The following is a 19,167-nucleotide window of genomic DNA, read 5'->3' as shown; positions in this document are numbered from 1 at the left end:
CTGGTTGCTGCATTTTGGAACTCTAAAATTAGGGATCGTAGATGAAGTAGTTGGTCGAGTAATCCGGCCAACATAAGTGTTACCTATGTGACCGGTTTAAAGTGTTACCTATGAGGTCGGTAGTACAGTTTGATCCCCACTTTCGTGAGGATGACGGAGTTTGATGCCTTAAGTTAACAGCATTACTCACCCTATAGACCACATTTACATGGTCTATTTAAGAGTTGATTGCGTTAAGCGAATACTAACCAAGCTAGCAACCATAATCGCCAGGTAGAAACTGCCAACAATCGATTCTAAAAACACAAAGAACTGAGCAACGGGTAAGCTTGGTGAAATGTCGCCATACCCCACCGTCGTTAACGTGATGAAACTGAAATACAAGGCGTTAAACAGATTGTTTAACCAAGGTTTCGCCTCTATGCCATTAAATGCCATAGGAAACATTTCAATTACCAGCAGATATAACGTCGCCCAAGCCAACCCTATCAGAAAATAAATGCAGATTGAGCCAACAATATGGTTCTTTGTCACTACCTTTGCCAGCATCACTTGTTTTAATGCTGAATGGATATGCGAACATAAAAAGACCAAAACCGCCGCCAACGTTACATAAGACATGTCATAATCATCAAAGAACGAGAACATACCCGATACCGTCGCCGTGACTAACAATAATCCATACCAAATTCGATATATCGTTTTCCTACGATCGATACCAGCAATCGACACCGCCAATGTGACAATTATCAATCCCAACACAGTTTTTTGTCCTTCGGGATGAACTTGCTGCATTACCGCACAACCAAAAAATAGCACCAATAGCGCAAAAAAAAGGAAATAGAAATTGTCGTCTTTTGAGACTCCTTTCATCTATTTTGCCTCTTCGGATTCTGTAGATAACCATGCAACAAACAGTTGATAGGTTAGGCTCAATACGACAGCCCCGACGAATAATCCAACAATACCGGACATTGCCATCCCACCTAATGCGCCGAGTAAAATAACCAACATAGGGATATCGGAACCACGACTCAATAACATAGGTTTTAAAATAGCGTCGCTACCACTAATTAAAATACACCAAACGAGAAACAGACTCGCTGTTAATGTCGAGTCGCCACTAAACATATAGATAATGGCAGGAAGCAACGCCAAAATTGGCGGTAATTGGATAATGGCGACGAGTAATACTGCCAGTGCCCAAAAAGCCGCGGCAGGCACGCCAGCGACCACCAGACCGATGCCAGCAAATACTGACTGTATAATAGCAACACCGATAACACCCTGTACCACACTGCGTACCGTCGACTTTGAAAGTTGGACTAACGCCTCTCCTTTATCACCTGTTAAACGCTCAGCGAGTTTAGTGATACCAATCAGGCACTTATCAGCATTAGACATAAACGCCCCAGCAATAATGGTCGAGATAATAAACTGTACGAATCCTCCACCAAGAGAACCGACTATGGAAGCCGCTTGACTGGCAAAATCTTTGATTTCTTCAGCATACTTGGTAAACACACCTTCAATATTCGATGATGCATACGACATTGCCGCGTATAGTTTTTCCCCCACCAGGGGAATATCCTGAATAGATGTGTTAGGTTTCGGCAAGACTAACGATCCATCTTGTATTCCAGAGAAGAGCTCCGATGCACTCGTGTATAACCCAGACGAAAGAGCAACAAGTGGTATCAAAAGCAATAAAACACCAATAAGGCTTAGTAAACCACTTGCCTTTCCCTTCGATAAACCTGTCTTGTTATGGATGGTTACTGCAACTGGATACAACGCCGTCGCAATAATCCCTCCCCAAACCAATAACATGATAAAGGGGCGTAGTATCGAAAAACACCAATAGATGAGTAAAGCAACGGCCGCTATCTTAATTGCGGCATCAATAGCTTGGTGAGAGAAATCAGTTTTGAGCTTCATGTAACGTCCTTGTGTATAAATCGCACTAAAAGTTTATTCATCGAGTTTTGTTAATTTTGTAAAAATTTCCAATTCCTTGTTTCTAAAAACAAGGAGGCAACAATCATGTAGAGCCCAATGAGCATTAACTGAAATATCCGAACCCATGTATTGCTATCTATATCACCTGAGCTCATTAGTGTGCTACCAATCAGCACCAATAACGTACTAAAAGCGGTCGCATAAATGGGGGCTTTTTCAGGCACTGTATAGATTTTTTTCGCGACATAAATGGCTATCAAACCGATGAATAGTGAATAGAAAATAATGTTGGGCACGATAGCCAATATTGAAAACGCAGCAATAGCAAGTAACCCACCTAACCCGTTGCTAATGACCAAGAATGCACTCAGTTTTATCGACTTCTCAGACGTAATCATCAACGAAAGCAGTGCGATGAACATCATCGTTAATAGTGCTTCAGATATCTGGAAAATAAAGAAAAAACAGACGACAGGAAAAGAGATAATCATCGCTCTAAACGCAGCATACCAGCGTTGTTGTCTGGTTATTGGTGTAGCTGCAAAACCACTAAATTTAGTTCTAGGTTCGGGAAAATAGATATGAGCAACAGCAAAAATAGCAACCGCAACAACACCAGATGTTGCTAATCCAGTTGCGAGTAATACTGAAATACCAGGATTAGATATGGCCATAAAGGGCAACACCAATACTGAAATCAGCAATATGGTCCCAAATAGATTCCACTTAGGGTCAGTAAATAAAAAGTATCCCCACAGCATCATCAATCCAACAAGTATTAATAACGGTACAGGGTATTGCGTTATTCCCCCTGAAAGCAATAAACCTAATCCCATAGTAACCACCAATGCCAACAACAATTCATAGACGGTTTCTTTATGAAACGTAAGTTTATCAATTAAAAATTTTGCAGTAAAAACAGGGGCGACAAAGGCCAACGGCCAGTTGATCCATGCGGCGAGGAACACCACAATAGTTACCCCAACCATAAATCGAATGATGCGTGTTTGAACCTGTAGATCAGTCGCGATGTTATCGGACATAAGACAGCACGCTAATAAATCGAATCCAAAGTTTACCTATTGAATTAAAGATAAAATTATCGCCACTATATACAATCACATCAGCTTGACCACCCACTCGAAGCAACCCTTTGACATCTGCGTGGTCAAATTCAATCGAGATAGGCAACATTTGTGTCTGGCGCAACCAACCAGTCTGTTGATTTGCTTGCGCAAGCTTACCTGCTTGGTCGTTCTGCCCCCAATCAATACCCCAATCAACACTCGTCACTTTGCCTTTAATAATCTTTCCGGGCACAATATCTAAGGTGACTTCAACGTCATCACCAACGGCTATATTTCCTAAGCTATTTTCTCGAAAATACGCCTCTATCCAAATATCGTCTGTCGATACAAACGTCATGATAGGTTGGCCTACCGAGGCAAAAAAACCTTCCGATAAACTGAAGTTTGAGACCCCTCCTTGAGTTGGCGCTTTTATTACCGTTCGCTCTAAATTTAGTTGCGCTTGTTCAAGAGACAAGAGCGCGGCTTTAATTTGACTATTATCTTCACCATTTTTACCGAGTTGTTGCTTTGTCTTTTCCAGATCGGCTTCTGCATTCTTAACCGACGCTCTTGATGTTGCTAAGGTGGCTCTTGCTTTGTCTGCGTCCGACTTCGACACTACGCCCTTTTCCGCCATTGCCAACACACGTTTTGCTTGCAACTCTGTATTTTGCCTTTCGACAATTGCTGATGTAAGACGCGCTTGGGCTGCAGCAATGTCTGCCGTTTGAGCACCCACATTCTGCCCTGCTATCTCCAAATTTTGCTCGGCGAGTTGTACTGCAATTTTGTAGTCAGAAGCATCCAGAATAGCGAGAACATCCCCTTCTTCTACCAACTGATTAGGCTGAACCTTTATATCTAAAACCTTGCCGGAGACTTCGGGTTTTATTGGAACGATATAGCCTTTAACACGAGCATTGTCGGTAATTGGAATAATGCGATCGGTAACGATGCTAAAAAAAAGCATCACAGCAACAATCGTGAGTAGATAATTTGTTACTGTTCTTACCCTATCTTTCTTATTGCTCGCATTTCGTGACTCATGAGTCTCTTCCTTGACCTCAGACATACCACTCCCTTGTCTATCTTCAACATTAATAAAATTAATACCTTAAACATATATCGGAATATGAAAAACTCAAGAAAACAGCCATAACTTTCACTATAGTGATATAACCGCATCATAAAATGCCGATCCCATCAGCATTGACACAAGGAGTGTGTGTTTTTATGGTTTCAATCTCATACCAAGTTCCGGTCATTCAAACCAATTATGCAAAGATTCTCGTTGAGGTATTCACAGAATATGATCTCGATATTCACCAACTACTTAAAGACTCTGGTTTACCGCCGGATCTAATCCAATCCGATAGCGACTTTGTCCCTTCCGAATCGATTAAACGGCTTATCTATCTAACCTACACTCAGTTAGGCGTCACAGGCTTTATCGACCTACTAAGGTTTGCACTAAGAAAACGCATCATTCCGCATGTGCTGCATCAATTCACAGAATACTCAACCATTGGAGAGGCTCTTAATGACATAAATAGGATTTTCTTGAATGATACCCCAAGTAGTAATGTTCACTTTGAACAAAAGCATGGAGAGCATTGGTTTTGTGTTTATGCACCGACAAAAACGTGTAAATATTTTCAATGGTCTGAAGCTTTTGCGCTTACTTATATCATCGAACTGATGAGCATGTTAACGGGTCGGTCATGGCAACCCAACAAAGTGAAACTACAGAATTGCCAAATCGATATTATTCGGTCCTTTTTGCCCATCAGTTGCCAGATCTACATTGATCAAGAAAAAACCGCCGTGAAAATCCCGACGGAACTGCTCAATAATCCAATCGATATCTCAAGTCAGTTTCTCAGCGTCACATCGGCAATAGTAGAATGGCACACAAGCTTCACTGATAGTGTCTTTGAGTTGTTAAAGCCTTATGTTAAAGAGCAGAACCTAACGATAGAAGACGCCGCCGAGTTACTCAATTTTTCCGTTCGGAGCTTCCAACGAAAATTAAGCAACGAAAATACTTCCTTCCGTCGGATTAAAGAGAACCTCATGTTCTCCGTTGCATGCGAAATAATGGAAGAAGGCCATTCACTCACCTATATTGCAAGCCAACTGGGATACGCAAATATTTCTCAATTCTCTCGAGCGTTTAAGCGAATTTCAGGGTTAACACCTAAGGTGTATCAAAAAACAATATTGGACAATTCATAGCGGTCTAACGCCAACAGAGCTTGTGAATGCCTATTTGTCAGGATCTTCAAAAAAATACGAATATTGTCGACTTAACTGACTTTTTTCCTGCCAAATTTTTTATTTTAATGATTCATATACTACGCTTGTTTAAGTACCAACCTGAATAACTTTATATTTAACAAGGATGTACCTAATGGCATCAATATCTAAACGTACCGCGAGTATGTTCGTTCTTTTCTCTCTTAGTCATTCGGCTCTTGCTAATGAAATGGGTATGGACCGTTCTGGTTGGGAACACAGTATAGAAGTCTATGCCCAAGCACTTAATATCCGAGGCGATAGCACGATTGGAAACGTATCTACCGATGTCAACGTAGACCCTGCTTTTATCGTTGACCATTTGGACATCGGTGCAATGCTTCGCTTAGAGGGTATATATGATAATCGATGGGGGTATTACGTAGATTATAGTTTTATGAAGCTCAGTGGTAAATCAGATGCCATTCTAGGGAATGACTTGAGCCTACTAAAAGGGGAACTTGAGATTCGACAGGGAGTATTAGAAGTAAAAGGCTTTAAACGTTATCAATATGACTTTGGCACCGTAGATTACATGGCTGGTTTTCGCTGGTGGGATAATGATATCAATACAAAAATATATACCAGTGGCGGACAGCTTAATGCAAATAAAAATCTAGATGCAGACTGGGTAGATTACTTAATTGGTGCTCGTTGGATAACAGACCTATCAGACCATTGGAAGTTTCATTTTGGTCTTGATGCTGGTTTGAGTAGCGATACGGAATTTACCAGCGCTATTCTTACCGGGACACGCTACAAGATTAATAACTGGTCAGATTTAAATATCGCCTTTAAATCCACTTGGGTTGATTATGATAACGGCGATGATTTTGCTTATGACACCGCTACCCAAGGGTTCTTAGTTGGTTGGGCGGCGCATTTTTAATCCTGGAATCTTACGGATTAAATAGTGAATACGCTTGATTACTATGCACGGATAACTTTGTCGAAGGTTTTCACATGAAGACATCATTTAAAATGAAGTCTACATGGCAAATTATTTCCAAACAAGGATTAGGCTGTAGGTTCATTTTTTGACGATCTATACCAATATTGCGTTCACTGTTTTAATGAGAAGTATTGATGCCTTTGAAGACAGATTAGACCTCAATCATTTTTTCGAAATGCAAATCTCACTAATACAATACCTACACCTAACATCCCGCCAAGTAATGCCGCTAACACACATATTAGGGCGCGTTTTGGCCCTACTTTCTCTTCAGGAATAACAGCGGGATCTAATGTTTTGAATGCAAATTCAGTTTCTACTTCTGCCAACATCAAATTCTTAGTCTGATCTTCAATCAATTGAAAGAATACCGAACGCATATCTGATACATCCGTTTTCTCTATCTGTTGCTTTAAATATTCTATGTTGCGCTTTGTTTCGTTCAGTGATTTTCCTTTCATCCACGAATTAAGGTCTTCAACCAACCATTCAGACCACTGCTGAGCGATAATCGGCGAAAAATGCGTTATCGACAGCGTCACTAAGCCCGTATCTTTAGCTTCGACGCTACCTAATACCTTCTTGAAAACTTCATACGCCTCCCAGTCGGTAGGCACTACTGATTTACCCACAGGAACCTCTCGAATCCACTGCTGACTCGTTTCGTCGTATAAATCAGAATCAATCACCAGTTCGCCAGTAGCTGCATTCCACTCGACACTTGCCATTAGAGGAACCAGTAGGTCATGTTTTTTTATAAACGCATTCAGGAACAGTCGAGAGCGGAGAACCGCAAGTGACATGCCTCTATTGTCGGTAGTTCCGCCGCCCAAATTAATACCCGCTAACGATGCAAGGCCACCAAACTGTGAGGCCATTGCAGCCATACCACTTTGACCACCGTCGCCAGAAGACGCAAGTATCACCTCAGCTTTATAGGTGTTTGGTTGCGAAAGCGCGTATAACACACCACCAATAGAAAAAATAAATGTAACAACAATAATGACCCATTTCCCTCGCCAAAGTGCGATGAATAATTCTTGCAAATCGATCTCATCGGAAGCTTCTGATGAGAAATTCTGCTCTGAATAAGGATAAAGCTGTTGATTTGGGTCTTGTAACGTTCGCATATTCATAAGGAAACTTTATCAATAGGTACTCAGCAATACTAATAATATGAAAACGTTATCTAACCGATAGCGTTTCCACTCAAATAACACCAACTAATCTTTGACCGCACTCCAAGCCACACCAATTTGGTACAACACTTGAGTAGCAGAGGTCAATGTACTCAAACCATCGAGGTAATCCGTATCAATAGGGACGATAATAGTATCCCCTGGAGCCAAAGGTTTGTCCTTTCTACTAAACCAGAATGAATTATTGGGTAAAACAACAGAGCCATCAGCTCTTACAATATAAATACGGTCTGTATCCGCCTGTTTTTTGGTTCCACCAGCCGACGAGATATATGCTTCTACTGTTTCTCCCGGTCTGAATGTATGATTAGATGCAAATTGAACCTCACCCATTACTGCTATCGTTGGGTTTGTAGCAGGAATAAACAGTTTGTCGCCTTTTTCTAGCATGACATTAGCCGCCTCATCGCCCGTCATCGCTTTCTCTAGGTTAATAATCAAACGTCCTACGGCTTCTGTTTTTGCAAGCTCGTCGGCAATAGCTAGCGCGTCGGTAGGTGATGAGGCGTAAGATGTTGATGAATTTTGTCGACGTAGTGCAAGCCCACCAATCTCTTGCTTTAATTGTAGGTTTAATAGCTCTAAGCGTTCTTGCTCTTGTCTTTTCAAGCGAACACGGCTAAATACCGCCCCTTTTGAGTAAGCAAACTGAGTAAAACCACCAGCGCGAGCCACAACATCTTGAAGCCTATCTCCACGTTGAAAGGTATATCTTCCAGGAAATTTTACTTCACCTTGTAATTCGATGATCATATCTTGCTGCCAATCAGGCTGAGTTTTAATGACCAAATGATCTAAAGGTTGAAGTGTAACCGACATACTCCCATCCAACGCCTCTTTCAATGCAAATGGAAAATGAGATACCTGATAACTTTCTACCGTTCTTTCTTTTCGCGTTATTTCTGCTTCGGTTAGATAGGCATCATCGCTCAATCCCCCCGCCGCTTTGATGACTTGATCTAAAGATTTCCCCTCTGGCAATGGGTATGTCCCAGGGAACTTGACCGCTCCCGTCACCTCAATAATGCTTGCAGAATGGTGTAGTGCAGACTGCGCTTTCAAACGTTCAATTATTGGATTAAGCAGCAACTCACGGCTCGTTTGTTTTATGTTATCAGCACGAGTTACTGTATCTTTGTTCTGAACATTGAGCTCGCTTAATGAGTCAACGTTTACGATTCCACCCGTCGAGGCGTCTATAAACTCACTCGATTTATTCGCCAACTTCTCATTACTAATAACTTTCTTATTTTGATTACTTCCGAACCAGTAATCTAATGCTAATCCGTTATCAAAAACAAATAATTGGTCCCTCTCATGCAGTTCAATATTATCGATAGATCTCGGGTCATTTAGAACATTGCCTAAATCAAACTGTAATACGCTGATCTCACGGTCCGCATTTATTTCTCTCACCACAAGTGCATAATCTAAATCTGCATTTTGCTTCAAGTCACTTTCTGCTGATGAAATGACATCACTTATTTTCATTCCAGAGAAAAACCGCACAGCACCCTGACGAACTACTTCGCCTCTAATCGCGATAGCATTTTTCAATGCATTGGAAGACGCCGATATAGTCACTTCATCACCGTCTTTCACGATTAACTTACGTCCAACAGCCGTCGCAAGATCCGCTGTGATTTGCTCCATTCCATTTGTGGAAGTACGCTTTATGCTAACTTTAGATAGATAAGCTCGAGGTGTGGCCCCGCCGGCAATTGAAAGCAACTGACCTAAAGTGGTTTTACCTTTAAGTTCATAAATAGCCGGCCGATTTATTTCACCTTTCAACATGACATTCGATAGTTTGGTCGGCACAAATAGCGTATCGCCAGCCAATAACCTCATGTCATTCGATGTATCTCCATTAAGCAACAGATCATAGAGGTCAAGAGTTGCGACGGTTTTACCTTTACGCTTCAATTGAATTTTACGCAACGATCCCGTCTCTTTAACACCACCACTAGCAATCAACGCTTGCGTCAAGGACGTTAATCCATTGACGTTATATGCTCCAGGCTGCGTAACTTCACCAACCACGAATACTTGCATGGTGCGCATTGCCCCCATAGAGACCACCACCTCCACGCCCATCACTTTCTGCTTCACTAGGTTAGAAACATACTCTCGTAACTGCGAAAAAGTTTGTCCTGCAACAGATAATGGACCAAGCGTCGGAAAATAAATAAAACCTTCACGGTCAATGGTCAAATTCAGTTCTTGGCTAGTTTTTCCGTAAAGTCGAATAGTAACTTCGTCTCCAGGTGCCATTATGTAGTCTAACGGCACTGGCATATTATCAATCACCGTAAATTCCATCGGTGAACCAGAGAATACATCGTAGCCAAAGGATTTAAGTTTGTCCTCGCTTGTATTGGTATCAGGTATTTGTGCGACAGAAATTTGTGTTTCTGTCACCCTCTCTGGCGTAATCTGTTGTATCGGCGGCTCAGTAGACTGGACGTCCCCACTTAATAGTGTGCGTACATCCACACCATATTGCCGAGCAAGTTGCTCCTGCTGAGCTTTAGGCAGACTTTGGAATTGTTTAATTTGAGCAGGTGTAGGGGTATAAGCCAAGGCGCTGAAATTAACGATGCCAGCAATAACAATAAAAGTGATAGCAATATTTTTTATAAGCATGTTAAATTCTACGTGACATATTGATTGAAGACAGAAAATTATTTTTCAATGTAAATACCTATTTATCAAATAATTAGAACCTAAATTCGTAACCAGTCCAGAATGTTGTTTGATTCTCTTTTGGTGATGTCTCAGCTTTTAACTGAGAATAACTTAAACCTGCGTGCAGCATTCCTGCAAAGGCCGGAAGGCGATAGTTGGTTTGTGTAAACGAGCGCTCTTGTTGTTCAATTTCCGACTTCTGATAGCTAAAACTTATCTTATGGTCATTACGTAATTGAAGGTAAAATGCAACCGAATAACTTTCATCCATTTCATAGGTATTAACCGATGCTTCTTTATAAGACCCTGGATACACACCTATTCCCACATTAGCGTTCGATGCTTGCCAATAACTTGTTGAATGTTGATCCGTAGTATGCTGAGATTCCAATACAACACGAACAGTATGAAGACCCACATTAAAGCTACCAGTCCAACCGACTAACCAAGCCCCAACTTCAGATAAATAAGCGGTAGAAGCCAATTCTACGTAAACGCTATGATAAAGAAATGCTGAATCAAACAGTGATATTCCAGGTAACGTCAATTTAGAATCTAACGCAATCTGTTCATCTCCTTTGTTAATGTTAGCGTCATCGAACCAAGCTTGATAGGTTACGCCTAATGTGACTTTTTTTGATGGCTTCGCGACTACTCTCGTTGCGCTATGATGGTTAAAAATTGCATCATTAGGCTTTTCTAATAAGCTCTCAAATGTCCAAATACCTAACCAGTCATTCTGATTTATATAACTTACACTGAGATCAGGTGATGCCTTTGCATAGGAACCAAAAACTAAATTATGTTGCCACCCTTGCCCCCACCAACGGTCAATATTACCAATTGATAAAAGCCAATCACCTGCATTTAATGAAAGGTAAGAGTTATCCCAGCGAATATCATTTTCTTCATTGTATCTAGAATAACCAGACGTAATACGAAAAGCATAATCGTTATCTAGATATTCATAACTTAAATAACTGCCCCATTCATCTCTGACAAATGCTCCAAAACCAGAAATAATGGGTTGTTCATTTGCTGCAACAAATTTAGCAGCGCGATTTCCGCGATTCAATTTGGCAGAACTCAAACTGTACTTCAACTCATTGATTTCAACAATAACAAATTCAGGCAGATAAACCGAATCGGTTGCTAACTCGTCGCCAAACAATGACCAACGCAGCGGGTAATGACCGGTAGGCGAAGAGATTTTACCAGCATCGGATAGGAGGACAATAGATGAGCGTAGAAATGGATCTTGTGCTTCTAGCCAAGGGGAAGCTTCTAACGAAAATGACAATGGAAAAATAACAAGATAAACAATTTTTTTTGCCAATTTATCAATGAGATGAAAATCATTGCCGTTCAAGATGGTCATCATACTTCGCTTACCCAATTCCATTCCAATTACAACCTAACTTACTGTATGATATGTTATTTATGGTCATTTCCATGAAACAAGCGCGCAAATTAACATATTTCATATTAAGTAACAAGATAGTAATTGGTTTTTTAATTATTTATTGCTATAAGTCAAAAAATATATATATTTAAATTCACTAGTCAGGTAATGTCATTTATATCAATATGAATTTTTAAAATTAATATTGCAGAATAAAAAATAGAACTTATTTAATTATGTATTTTTTGTTATATTCCTTTCGCCAACCGTTATTCGTTGGCTTTAACATCGATGTTTTATAAGGAAAAAACTATGTCAAAGGGTTTAACTGCTCTGATTCTAGCTTTATTTGCTAGCTCAGCGATGGCAGCGACTGAAACTGCAGGAACTGCTGCAGCGGGTTCTACTGGTGGCACTGCCGCGGGTACAACTGCTGCGGCTGCGGGTACTGCAGCTGGTGTTGCAACAACGACTGTTGTTGCCGTTGCAGCAGCAGCAGCGGTAACTGCCGTTGCTGTTTCTGATAACAGCACCTCAGGTACCACTGGTACCACTGGTACTAACTAAGCTAGATGTTAGCAATCTAAAAGCCATCGACGAAATGTCGATGGCTTTTTTTGACTATATTCCGTTTTAAGTCATTCGTGTTAAGTGACCCGTACGATGACATTCGTTTTTAAATAGAAGTTATTACCAATGAAAATCCTTAAGGTTTCTGTTCTAACTACTGCCTTATCAACTGTATTGATGACTGGCTGTACCCAAAACTACCAAAACGTATTCTCAACGCTTGATGAAGCAACGTTTGGTTTTGACGATGTTAACAAATCCCAACAAGAGATCGCCGCACTGCCGTACGCGAGCAGTAACGTCATCATTGATGAGGGCGCTCAAATATTTGTTGTTTTAGCTTTGGTCGAACAATCCAACAACAATAAAGACCAAACCCAACTTAAATGGGCAAGTTCAGACTACGGCATGTTTGTTACCGAAAATGGCCGTCTTGTCAAAACACTTAGACTACCAAGCGATAATTTGGCGGGTTTGACTAACCCAAATAATACTGACCCTCTAATGATAGATGGGCAAAAACCAAAACAACGCACATGGGAAGCCATTTATGACTGGCAACCAGACTATCGTTTTAACTTTCTTGCGACTATTAATTGGCACTTTGTTTCCCAACAAACCATTGCATCAACAACATGGACTAAAGAGACGAACTATTACCAGGAAGAGGTGTACATCCCCTCTTTAGATTATGAATTCACTAATCATTTTTGGTTAGATAAATCAACCCATCAGGTCGTAAAGTCTATCCAATTCATTGGTCCTGATATGCCCAGCGTCAATATGACCATTCTTAAACCTTATGCCGGATAAACCATGCTAAAACCATTTAAATATCTATTGGCAAGCTTACCTTTTTTTACCTTTTTTGCTTTTGCCAATACGCTGACCGTCAATTTGTCAGAGTATTCTGTCAACCTATCCTATCCGCAAACCTATCGATTACATCAGGTTATTTCGGATACCAATAGCCTTGTGGCTAATAACCAGTACGCTACCCCGTTTTGGTTGCGTGCACAGTTGATCCAACCCGACCTAAATGAAGATATAAAGATAGAGAAATCTAAAATCTTAGAGAAGCTAGAGTATCTCGCTAAATATCATCCAGAATTTGCTTTGAAAGCGGATAGTATTCGCACTGCTATTAATGAAAACCACTTCAACCATCGCTATTTTATTTCTTTAGATAATGACCAGATTCGACTAGAAAGCCAATTGAACCCATTGCTTAAAGGCACTTATACGCTGATTACGCCACCTCGGCCTAAACAGGTTTACGTGGTAGGTACATTGCAAGCCATTACTCCGGTAACACACCAAAACGGTGCAAATCCATTGGCCTATTTAGACGCTGTTTCGTTACCATCTGGTAGCGATATTACCCATGTTTTTGTCATTCAGCCCGATGGCTATGCGATCTCATTTTCCAATCCCATTTGGCAAAATAACAAAACTTACCTTGCTCCAGGCGCCATTATTTTAGCGGGCTTTGATTCACTTCCTAAAGAGTATGCCTCGTTGAACCAACAGGTCGCGGAGCTGCTTAGGTATATGGAACCTATCCAAGAAAACGCATTTGAAGAAGAGGCCAAATGACCATGAATATCAGAACTTCTTCGTTCCGTTTTGTTTGCAAATCGGTATGTTTAAGCGCCGCCGTGTTTAGTAGTGCTGCTTACGCAGACACATTTAATGATGCTACTTTGCATACCTCACAGTCGGATTTTGGTGGGGTCGGTTTAATGCAAATGCCCACAGGAAGAGTGGCACCAGAAGGCGAATTCAATCTTGGGGGCACCTTCAACCAAGATTACTACCACGGCTTTGTCTCTTTGCAATTAATGCCGTGGCTTGAAACCACCATTCGTTATACCCAAGTTCAGGACATGCTATTTAACAGCAATTATGACTATAGCGGCGATAACGAATACACAGACAAAGGTATGGACTTTAAAGTCCGCCTGTTAAAAGAGAGCGACTGGATACCAGAAACATCCATTGGCATTCGAGACTTTGGCGGTACAGGGCTGTTCGATGGTGAGTTTGTCGCGGCAACCAAACGATTTGGCAATCTCGATTTTACTCTCGGCATCGGCTGGGGTTACCTAGGGACACGAGACAACATATCCAATCCATTCTGCAAAGCATCGGACACCTATTGCACTAGAGACGATACTTACAAAAATAATGGGGGTTCTGTCGACTTTGAACGTTGGTTTAAAGGCCCTACTGCCATTTTTGGCGGTGTAGAATACCAAACCCCTTACCAACCACTTCGATTTAAAGTTGAGTATGACAGCAATGACTACAGTCAAGATTATCCTGTTACAACTGGGGGTAAAGACTTAGCACCACACACCCCTTGGAACGTTGGCGTACTTTACGCACTTCAAGGATGGGGCGACTTTCGGGTAAGTTACGAACGCGGAGACACGCTAACAGTGGGTGTAAACCTGCATAGCAACTTCAATGACATGCATTCTACTTGGCGGGATACGCCTAAAGCCGCGTATAAGCCTCGAGCCAATGCCGAAAACCCTGATTGGCAACAGGTGGCTGAAGAGATAAACGACAACGCGGGTTATGCGCAAAACAACATCTCTACCTCTGGCACAAATATCACCGTACAAGGTGAACCAGAAAAATATAGAACGCCTGAAACGGCACATGAACGTAGTGCGTTAATCTTGTCTCAAAATCGATCGAATGAAATCACCACCTATACCTTTATTGAACAAAACAGAGATCTAGAGCTACAAACAACCCGTTATGATGCTGATAAGTTCGATGCTTTTGCTAACAATGAATATATCGATGCGAGTTTTACCGACGCTCTCCTGCCGGAAGACTCTAAGGAAAAGCAGTTTGGCGAAACGGTGCGAAAGGATAACCTTGCGTCTAAAAAACCGGAAACGCAACTCGCTTCCTACCAGGAACCATTATCTTATGGTATTGCACCAACATTAACGCAAAGTTTTGGGGGCCCCGAAGGGTTCTACCTTTATGCGCTTGGTGTTACAGGTAGTGCCAGTTACCGGTTAACTAACAATTTGGAGCTGAGCAGTTCTCTCTATCTAAATCTTGCTGATAACTACGATAAGTTTAACTATATTGAAGACGACCCACATATCGATAATTTCTCCGTTCCGCGTGTTAGAACGTTGTTTAGATACTATGTTCACGACAATCCGCTTAGAATGAATAACTTGCAGTTAACTTGGTTCGAGCAACTTAACGAAAATATTTATTTTCAGGGCTACGGCGGTTACTTAGAGTCTATGTTTGCCGGTGTTGGTGGTGAGGTTCTGTATCGTCAACAAAACGCTAACTGGGCAATCAGTGCTGATATTAACCTTGTATCCCAACGTGACCCAAACAGCTGGTTCTCGGTCTACTCTGACGATTATTTTGAGTTTGACTCCGGTTGTGAAAATGGGGTTTACACCACCTCTTGCGCAGCGTATGTCCTTTCCAAAGGCACCACTGGCTTCGTCAACTTGTACTACATGCCAGAATGGGAGCTACTGCGAAACACCAAGTTTAAAGTTGGCTTTGGTCAATTTTTGGGACAAGACAAAGGGGTGCGAGCCGATTTCTCGAAACAGTTTGATTCTGGTGTAATAGCAGGTGCATATGCAAGCTATACGGATCTTACTGCAGACGAGTATGGCGAAGGTAGCTTTACCAAAGGATTCTATATCTCGTTTCCACTTGATATCTTGACGGTGAAACCTAGTCGTAATCGTGCGAGCTTTAATTGGCAACCCATCACAAGAGATGGTGGGCAAACCTTGAATAGAAAATATGAGCTATTCGAAGTGACCGATTCTCGATCACCATGGTTTACAAAACCTGTCTCCCATTAATCGATAGATTGACGGCCGAGTGAAAAGCGGAACAATGGCTGATATTCGTGATAATTACGAGTATCGGCCATTATTAGTACCGCAAACTAGTTTTATTAACCGGGATTATTCTCAGAGAAAAACTTAGACATATTCCTAAACTCCGTTGGCGAGATATTCGTGTGTCTTTTAAAAAACTTAGCCAAATTTGTTGGCTCATTAAACCCAAGACTAAATGCAATGTCAGAGATAGGGGTAGAGGTGTAACCAATCAATCGTTTCGCTTCAAGTACCAGTCGAGCATCGATAACCTGTTTAGCCGACGTACCTTTCACTTTTTGACAGACTGAATTGAGCCGTTTAACCGACATCCGCACGTCGTCTGTATAGTCACTTACATTGTGTCGATGATTATAACCTTTCTCTACCGAGTCACTGAATATTTGGAAAGAACCAAACTCTTTGTTGCAACACATCTCTTGTTGACTGTAGTTATGCCTAAAAAATATTTTATATAGAATACTTTGTAACAGATTTCTTTGCAGTCTGGCACTCACTAGATCTTGACGGGCCTGACACTCTTCGTACAGCATACTGAACTCGCGTCCTACCAAATCCAGCACATCATTCATGTTGTCAACACTTCTGATCGCTTTCGTAATCGCGAAGTTTGCAGATAAATTATCAACCGGAAAAACTTCCGAGTCCTGAAAGGTGACAACATACCCATCCCACTGGAAATGAGAATCAAAATAGTGGACTTGATGGGGGCTTAACACCAACAGAGTACCGGGCCGACAATGGAAAAGTTTGTTATCAATATAGTGGTAACCAGTACCTTCTGTAATCAAGATCAACGCGTAAAACTCGACTCGATGAGGTTTCGTCAATTCGTCCTTACCTCTACGAAAAATAAGGTTTTTTATGCTACCAACACTAATACCCATCAAGTAGTTATCGTTATCAAAACAAATATTTTCTATCATACTAGATTTCTATCTATGGTTAGCTCATCTATCTGGGTTTATAGGATAGCCAATTCAAGCGTTGGCTAAAGGTCTATTTAGACCCTTGAAGGATACATTTCTGCCATTGGTAATGACCTTGATATCAATCAGGTTATTGAACTATTTTTAGAATAGAGAAAAGAGAGGAAAACCCTCCACATGTTACCGAGTGGAGGGGTTAGTATGACATTACGCCGTCAGTTTTGCTTTTTCACTCAAAACTAAGAGAATTTTTAGCAAAATCGCGCCTCCAATGATAATTGCCGTCCCAACGAAACCAAGGAAATACCAACCAGCATTACCTTCATTCTCGCCAAGCAGCGTAAATGCACCGGCGATGGTGAGGATAAGAGAAAACCACCAACCCATTACCAATGTCCATTTCCAGCCATTCATACTAAGGCCATAATCTTGAGCCCATAGCTTAGCTGACTGATAGATAAACACCTGCACGGCGCCAAGTACCATCCAAAAAATTGGATCTAAAATCGTTGATTGTGGAAACATTAGAAACCCTCCCAGTTACCGTCATAGTCCCAGTCTTTATCAATGCCTTTGAAGAACTCTTCCGAACGCAACCATTCGGGTGGTTGATGGTAGTTTGCCAATCGACCTCCATTATGTGGCGCGGCATAAGACTCTGCATCGGGATAGTAAAAAAAGTTGTGTTGCATCGCTAATAATGCTTTTCGTGTTAATCCTGTTGGGTCTCGCGGATCCGCTTCTTTAACCAAGGTGTGGATCCAGTTATTACGGCGCGTATACGGACAGACCGCAATACAGACCCGACAGCCTTGTTGGCCATTAGAAGGCAATGACGACCACATGCGATAGCAGCTATCTTGGTTGAACTCGAAGATCTTATAACCACGTTGTATTGTATCAGGTCCGTCCGCTAAACTAATCGACCCACTTGGACACGATGTCGCACAGATTTTGCATTCATTACAGAAGTCTCGAACACCGATATCAATAGGCTTATCATGCTCAAACTCTAGGTCCGTGACCACACATGCTAAACGAATATTGGGGCCTACTTCTGGCGTTATCAAACAACCATTTCGAGCCGACTCTCCAAGCCCAGCTTTTACCGCTAGCGGCGGCAACGTCATTTCATAATCCCCACCAGGAACCATGGCTCGCCCTGCCCAACCAAGACGATTTAAGAATACCTCTAACTTACCGGCGGCAAAGCGCACTTCACTATAGGCTTCATAAGACGTACCGTAACCCGGCGCCGCGTACATGCCATCCCAGCTCATTGGGACGCCAAGAATGATGACCGATTTCCAGTGATCCGGAATTTTATCGCCCCAGTTTTCGCCATCATTTTCAACACCACGCATGATATTTTTAAAGATGAAATCCGGGTCAATGGCGGTGATACCAACGAAGCTGCATCCCATTTGATGAGCCACCTTTTTAATCAATTTACTCGCATGAGCCGGTGTCTTAAATTCACGCTTCTTAATTATTGGACGATTTTCATTGGCCTTATCTTCTTCACTCGCCAATCCCGAGCTTTTTAAGCCAACACGACCTGCCGATGGGTCGCCATACTGGTCATCATAGATGCTCTTAAAGTCAGCAACCGAAGGGTCACCATGAGGGGGAAGAGGCCAGTTGATTTCCACCCCATTTTGGCCATACATTGAGGCATTGTTAGCATGATCATAAGCATGTGCAATGACGAAGCGATCCAAATATTTATGTTGCATCTTTGCAGAGATAGCGCCCTGTTTAAATGCTTCAACGATCTCTGGCCAACGAGCAGGAAATTTACGGTAGTAATTAACAACACGTTCATCTGGGCAACTTTGCCACCCACCAGCAGGATCCCAACCGCTTTGTATCGCACCACCGATCATGCCGAGACGTTTGAATAAAAAATCTTCCCTTTCTGGACGTTGTTGTGTGCCCACCTTAATCAATGTGGGCGCGATGTCGACCCGAAACGGTTCGCGATCAAAGAACATGTCTTTTCCAGCTGCAGTTCTTCCCCAACCCGTATCTTGATCAGGCTCCCGTCCTAACACAAAACCTGTCGCGGCTCCTACGCCGACGGTCGCCACCGCTGCGGTTGCTCCCCCCATCTTGAGAAAATCGCGACGGCTTGGATTCTCCGCTTTATCGTCTTTTTTCATTTAACTGCTTCCTTAAAGTAAGGGTAAACCGAAGGA

The 19,167-nt window shown here is 41.9% G+C and carries 16 protein-coding genes; 6 read left to right on the top strand and 10 right to left on the bottom strand.

The window, feature by feature from the left end; translation table 11 throughout:
* Positions 1-213: 213 nt before the first annotated feature.
* From AACW90_RS16915 to AACW90_RS16900, 4 genes are read right to left on the bottom strand one after another with little or no spacing between them, the layout of a single operon-like run.
* Positions 214-873: a potassium channel family protein gene (locus AACW90_RS16915; protein WP_390236792.1), complete on the bottom strand. Its 660-nt coding sequence runs from the start codon at positions 871-873 to the stop codon at positions 214-216.
* Positions 874-1,938 carry an AI-2E family transporter gene (locus AACW90_RS16910; protein ID WP_390236790.1) on the bottom strand — a complete coding sequence of 355 codons (1,065 nt, stop codon included), beginning with the start codon at positions 1,936-1,938 and terminating at the stop codon, positions 874-876.
* A gap of 50 nt (positions 1,939-1,988) precedes the next feature.
* A complete protein-coding gene (locus AACW90_RS16905) occupies positions 1,989-3,002 on the bottom strand; it encodes a DUF2955 domain-containing protein (protein ID WP_390236788.1) in 1,014 nt (337 codons plus the stop codon).
* On the bottom strand, positions 2,992-4,101 hold the full coding sequence (locus tag AACW90_RS16900; protein WP_390236786.1) for an HlyD family secretion protein: 1,110 nt from the start codon (positions 4,099-4,101) through the stop codon (positions 2,992-2,994). Before AACW90_RS16900 ends, AACW90_RS16905 begins: the two co-directional genes overlap by 11 nt.
* A 161-nt stretch (positions 4,102-4,262) precedes the next feature.
* Here AACW90_RS16900 and AACW90_RS16895 point away from each other — a divergent pair, with 161 nt between their 5' ends.
* On the top strand, positions 4,263-5,264 hold the full coding sequence (locus AACW90_RS16895) for a helix-turn-helix domain-containing protein (protein WP_390236784.1): 1,002 nt from the start codon (positions 4,263-4,265) through the stop codon (positions 5,262-5,264).
* A 205-nt stretch (positions 5,265-5,469) separates the two neighbouring features.
* Positions 5,470-6,213, top strand: a complete 744-nt coding sequence (locus AACW90_RS16890; RefSeq protein ID WP_390236804.1) for a hypothetical protein — start codon at positions 5,470-5,472, stop codon at positions 6,211-6,213.
* A gap of 221 nt (positions 6,214-6,434) precedes the next feature.
* Here AACW90_RS16890 and AACW90_RS16885 read toward each other — a convergent pair whose 3' ends face one another.
* From AACW90_RS16885 to AACW90_RS16875, 3 genes are all read right to left on the bottom strand, one after another.
* Positions 6,435-7,412, bottom strand: coding sequence for a Wzz/FepE/Etk N-terminal domain-containing protein (locus tag AACW90_RS16885; RefSeq protein WP_390236782.1), 978 nt, complete (start codon positions 7,410-7,412; stop codon positions 6,435-6,437).
* A gap of 87 nt (positions 7,413-7,499) precedes the next feature.
* A complete protein-coding gene (locus tag AACW90_RS16880) occupies positions 7,500-10,121 on the bottom strand; it encodes an SLBB domain-containing protein (RefSeq protein WP_390236780.1) in 2,622 nt (873 codons plus the stop codon).
* 73 nt (positions 10,122-10,194) lie between these two features.
* On the bottom strand, positions 10,195-11,544 hold the full coding sequence (locus AACW90_RS16875; protein WP_390236778.1) for a capsule assembly Wzi family protein: 1,350 nt from the start codon (positions 11,542-11,544) through the stop codon (positions 10,195-10,197).
* 333 nt (positions 11,545-11,877) lie between these two features.
* Between AACW90_RS16875 and AACW90_RS16870 the strand changes: the two genes are divergently transcribed.
* The 4 genes from AACW90_RS16870 to AACW90_RS16855 all read left to right on the top strand — a co-directional run bounded on the left by AACW90_RS16870 (position 11,878) and on the right by AACW90_RS16855 (position 16,001).
* Positions 11,878-12,132 (top strand): hypothetical protein, encoded by a 255-nt coding sequence (locus AACW90_RS16870; protein WP_390236776.1) that lies wholly within the window; start codon positions 11,878-11,880, stop codon positions 12,130-12,132.
* Positions 12,133-12,261: 129 nt separating this feature from the next.
* Positions 12,262-12,948 carry a YjbF family lipoprotein gene (locus tag AACW90_RS16865; protein WP_390236774.1) on the top strand — a complete coding sequence of 229 codons (687 nt, stop codon included), beginning with the start codon at positions 12,262-12,264 and terminating at the stop codon, positions 12,946-12,948.
* Positions 12,949-12,951: 3 nt separating this feature from the next.
* Positions 12,952-13,731 (top strand): capsule biosynthesis GfcC D2 domain-containing protein, encoded by a 780-nt coding sequence (locus AACW90_RS16860; protein WP_390236772.1) that lies wholly within the window; start codon positions 12,952-12,954, stop codon positions 13,729-13,731.
* On the top strand, positions 13,728-16,001 hold the full coding sequence (locus AACW90_RS16855; protein WP_502226698.1) for a YjbH domain-containing protein: 2,274 nt from the start codon (positions 13,728-13,730) through the stop codon (positions 15,999-16,001). The genes AACW90_RS16860 and AACW90_RS16855 overlap by 4 nt, the downstream gene beginning before the upstream one ends.
* Positions 16,002-16,096: 95 nt before the next feature.
* Here the strand turns inward: AACW90_RS16855 and AACW90_RS16850 are convergent, their stop codons facing one another.
* From AACW90_RS16850 to AACW90_RS16840, 3 genes are all read right to left on the bottom strand, one after another.
* Positions 16,097-16,966 carry a helix-turn-helix domain-containing protein gene (locus AACW90_RS16850; protein ID WP_390236768.1) on the bottom strand — a complete coding sequence of 290 codons (870 nt, stop codon included), beginning with the start codon at positions 16,964-16,966 and terminating at the stop codon, positions 16,097-16,099.
* Between the two features lie 210 nt (positions 16,967-17,176).
* Complete coding sequence (locus tag AACW90_RS16845) at positions 17,177-17,494, bottom strand: VcrB family reductive dehalogenase putative membrane anchor (protein WP_275137241.1); 318 nt, start codon at positions 17,492-17,494, stop codon at positions 17,177-17,179.
* Positions 17,494-19,131 carry a 4Fe-4S dicluster domain-containing protein gene (locus AACW90_RS16840; RefSeq protein WP_390236766.1) on the bottom strand — a complete coding sequence of 546 codons (1,638 nt, stop codon included), beginning with the start codon at positions 19,129-19,131 and terminating at the stop codon, positions 17,494-17,496. Before AACW90_RS16840 ends, AACW90_RS16845 begins: the two co-directional genes overlap by 1 nt.
* Positions 19,132-19,167: the final 36 nt, after the last annotated feature.

Source organism: Vibrio frigidus, assembly GCF_042465995.1.
In the GTDB taxonomy this organism is placed as follows: domain Bacteria; phylum Pseudomonadota; class Gammaproteobacteria; order Enterobacterales; family Vibrionaceae; genus Vibrio.
Note: the sequence above shows the minus strand (reverse complement) of the source record. Positions and strands in the feature narration are given on the sequence as shown.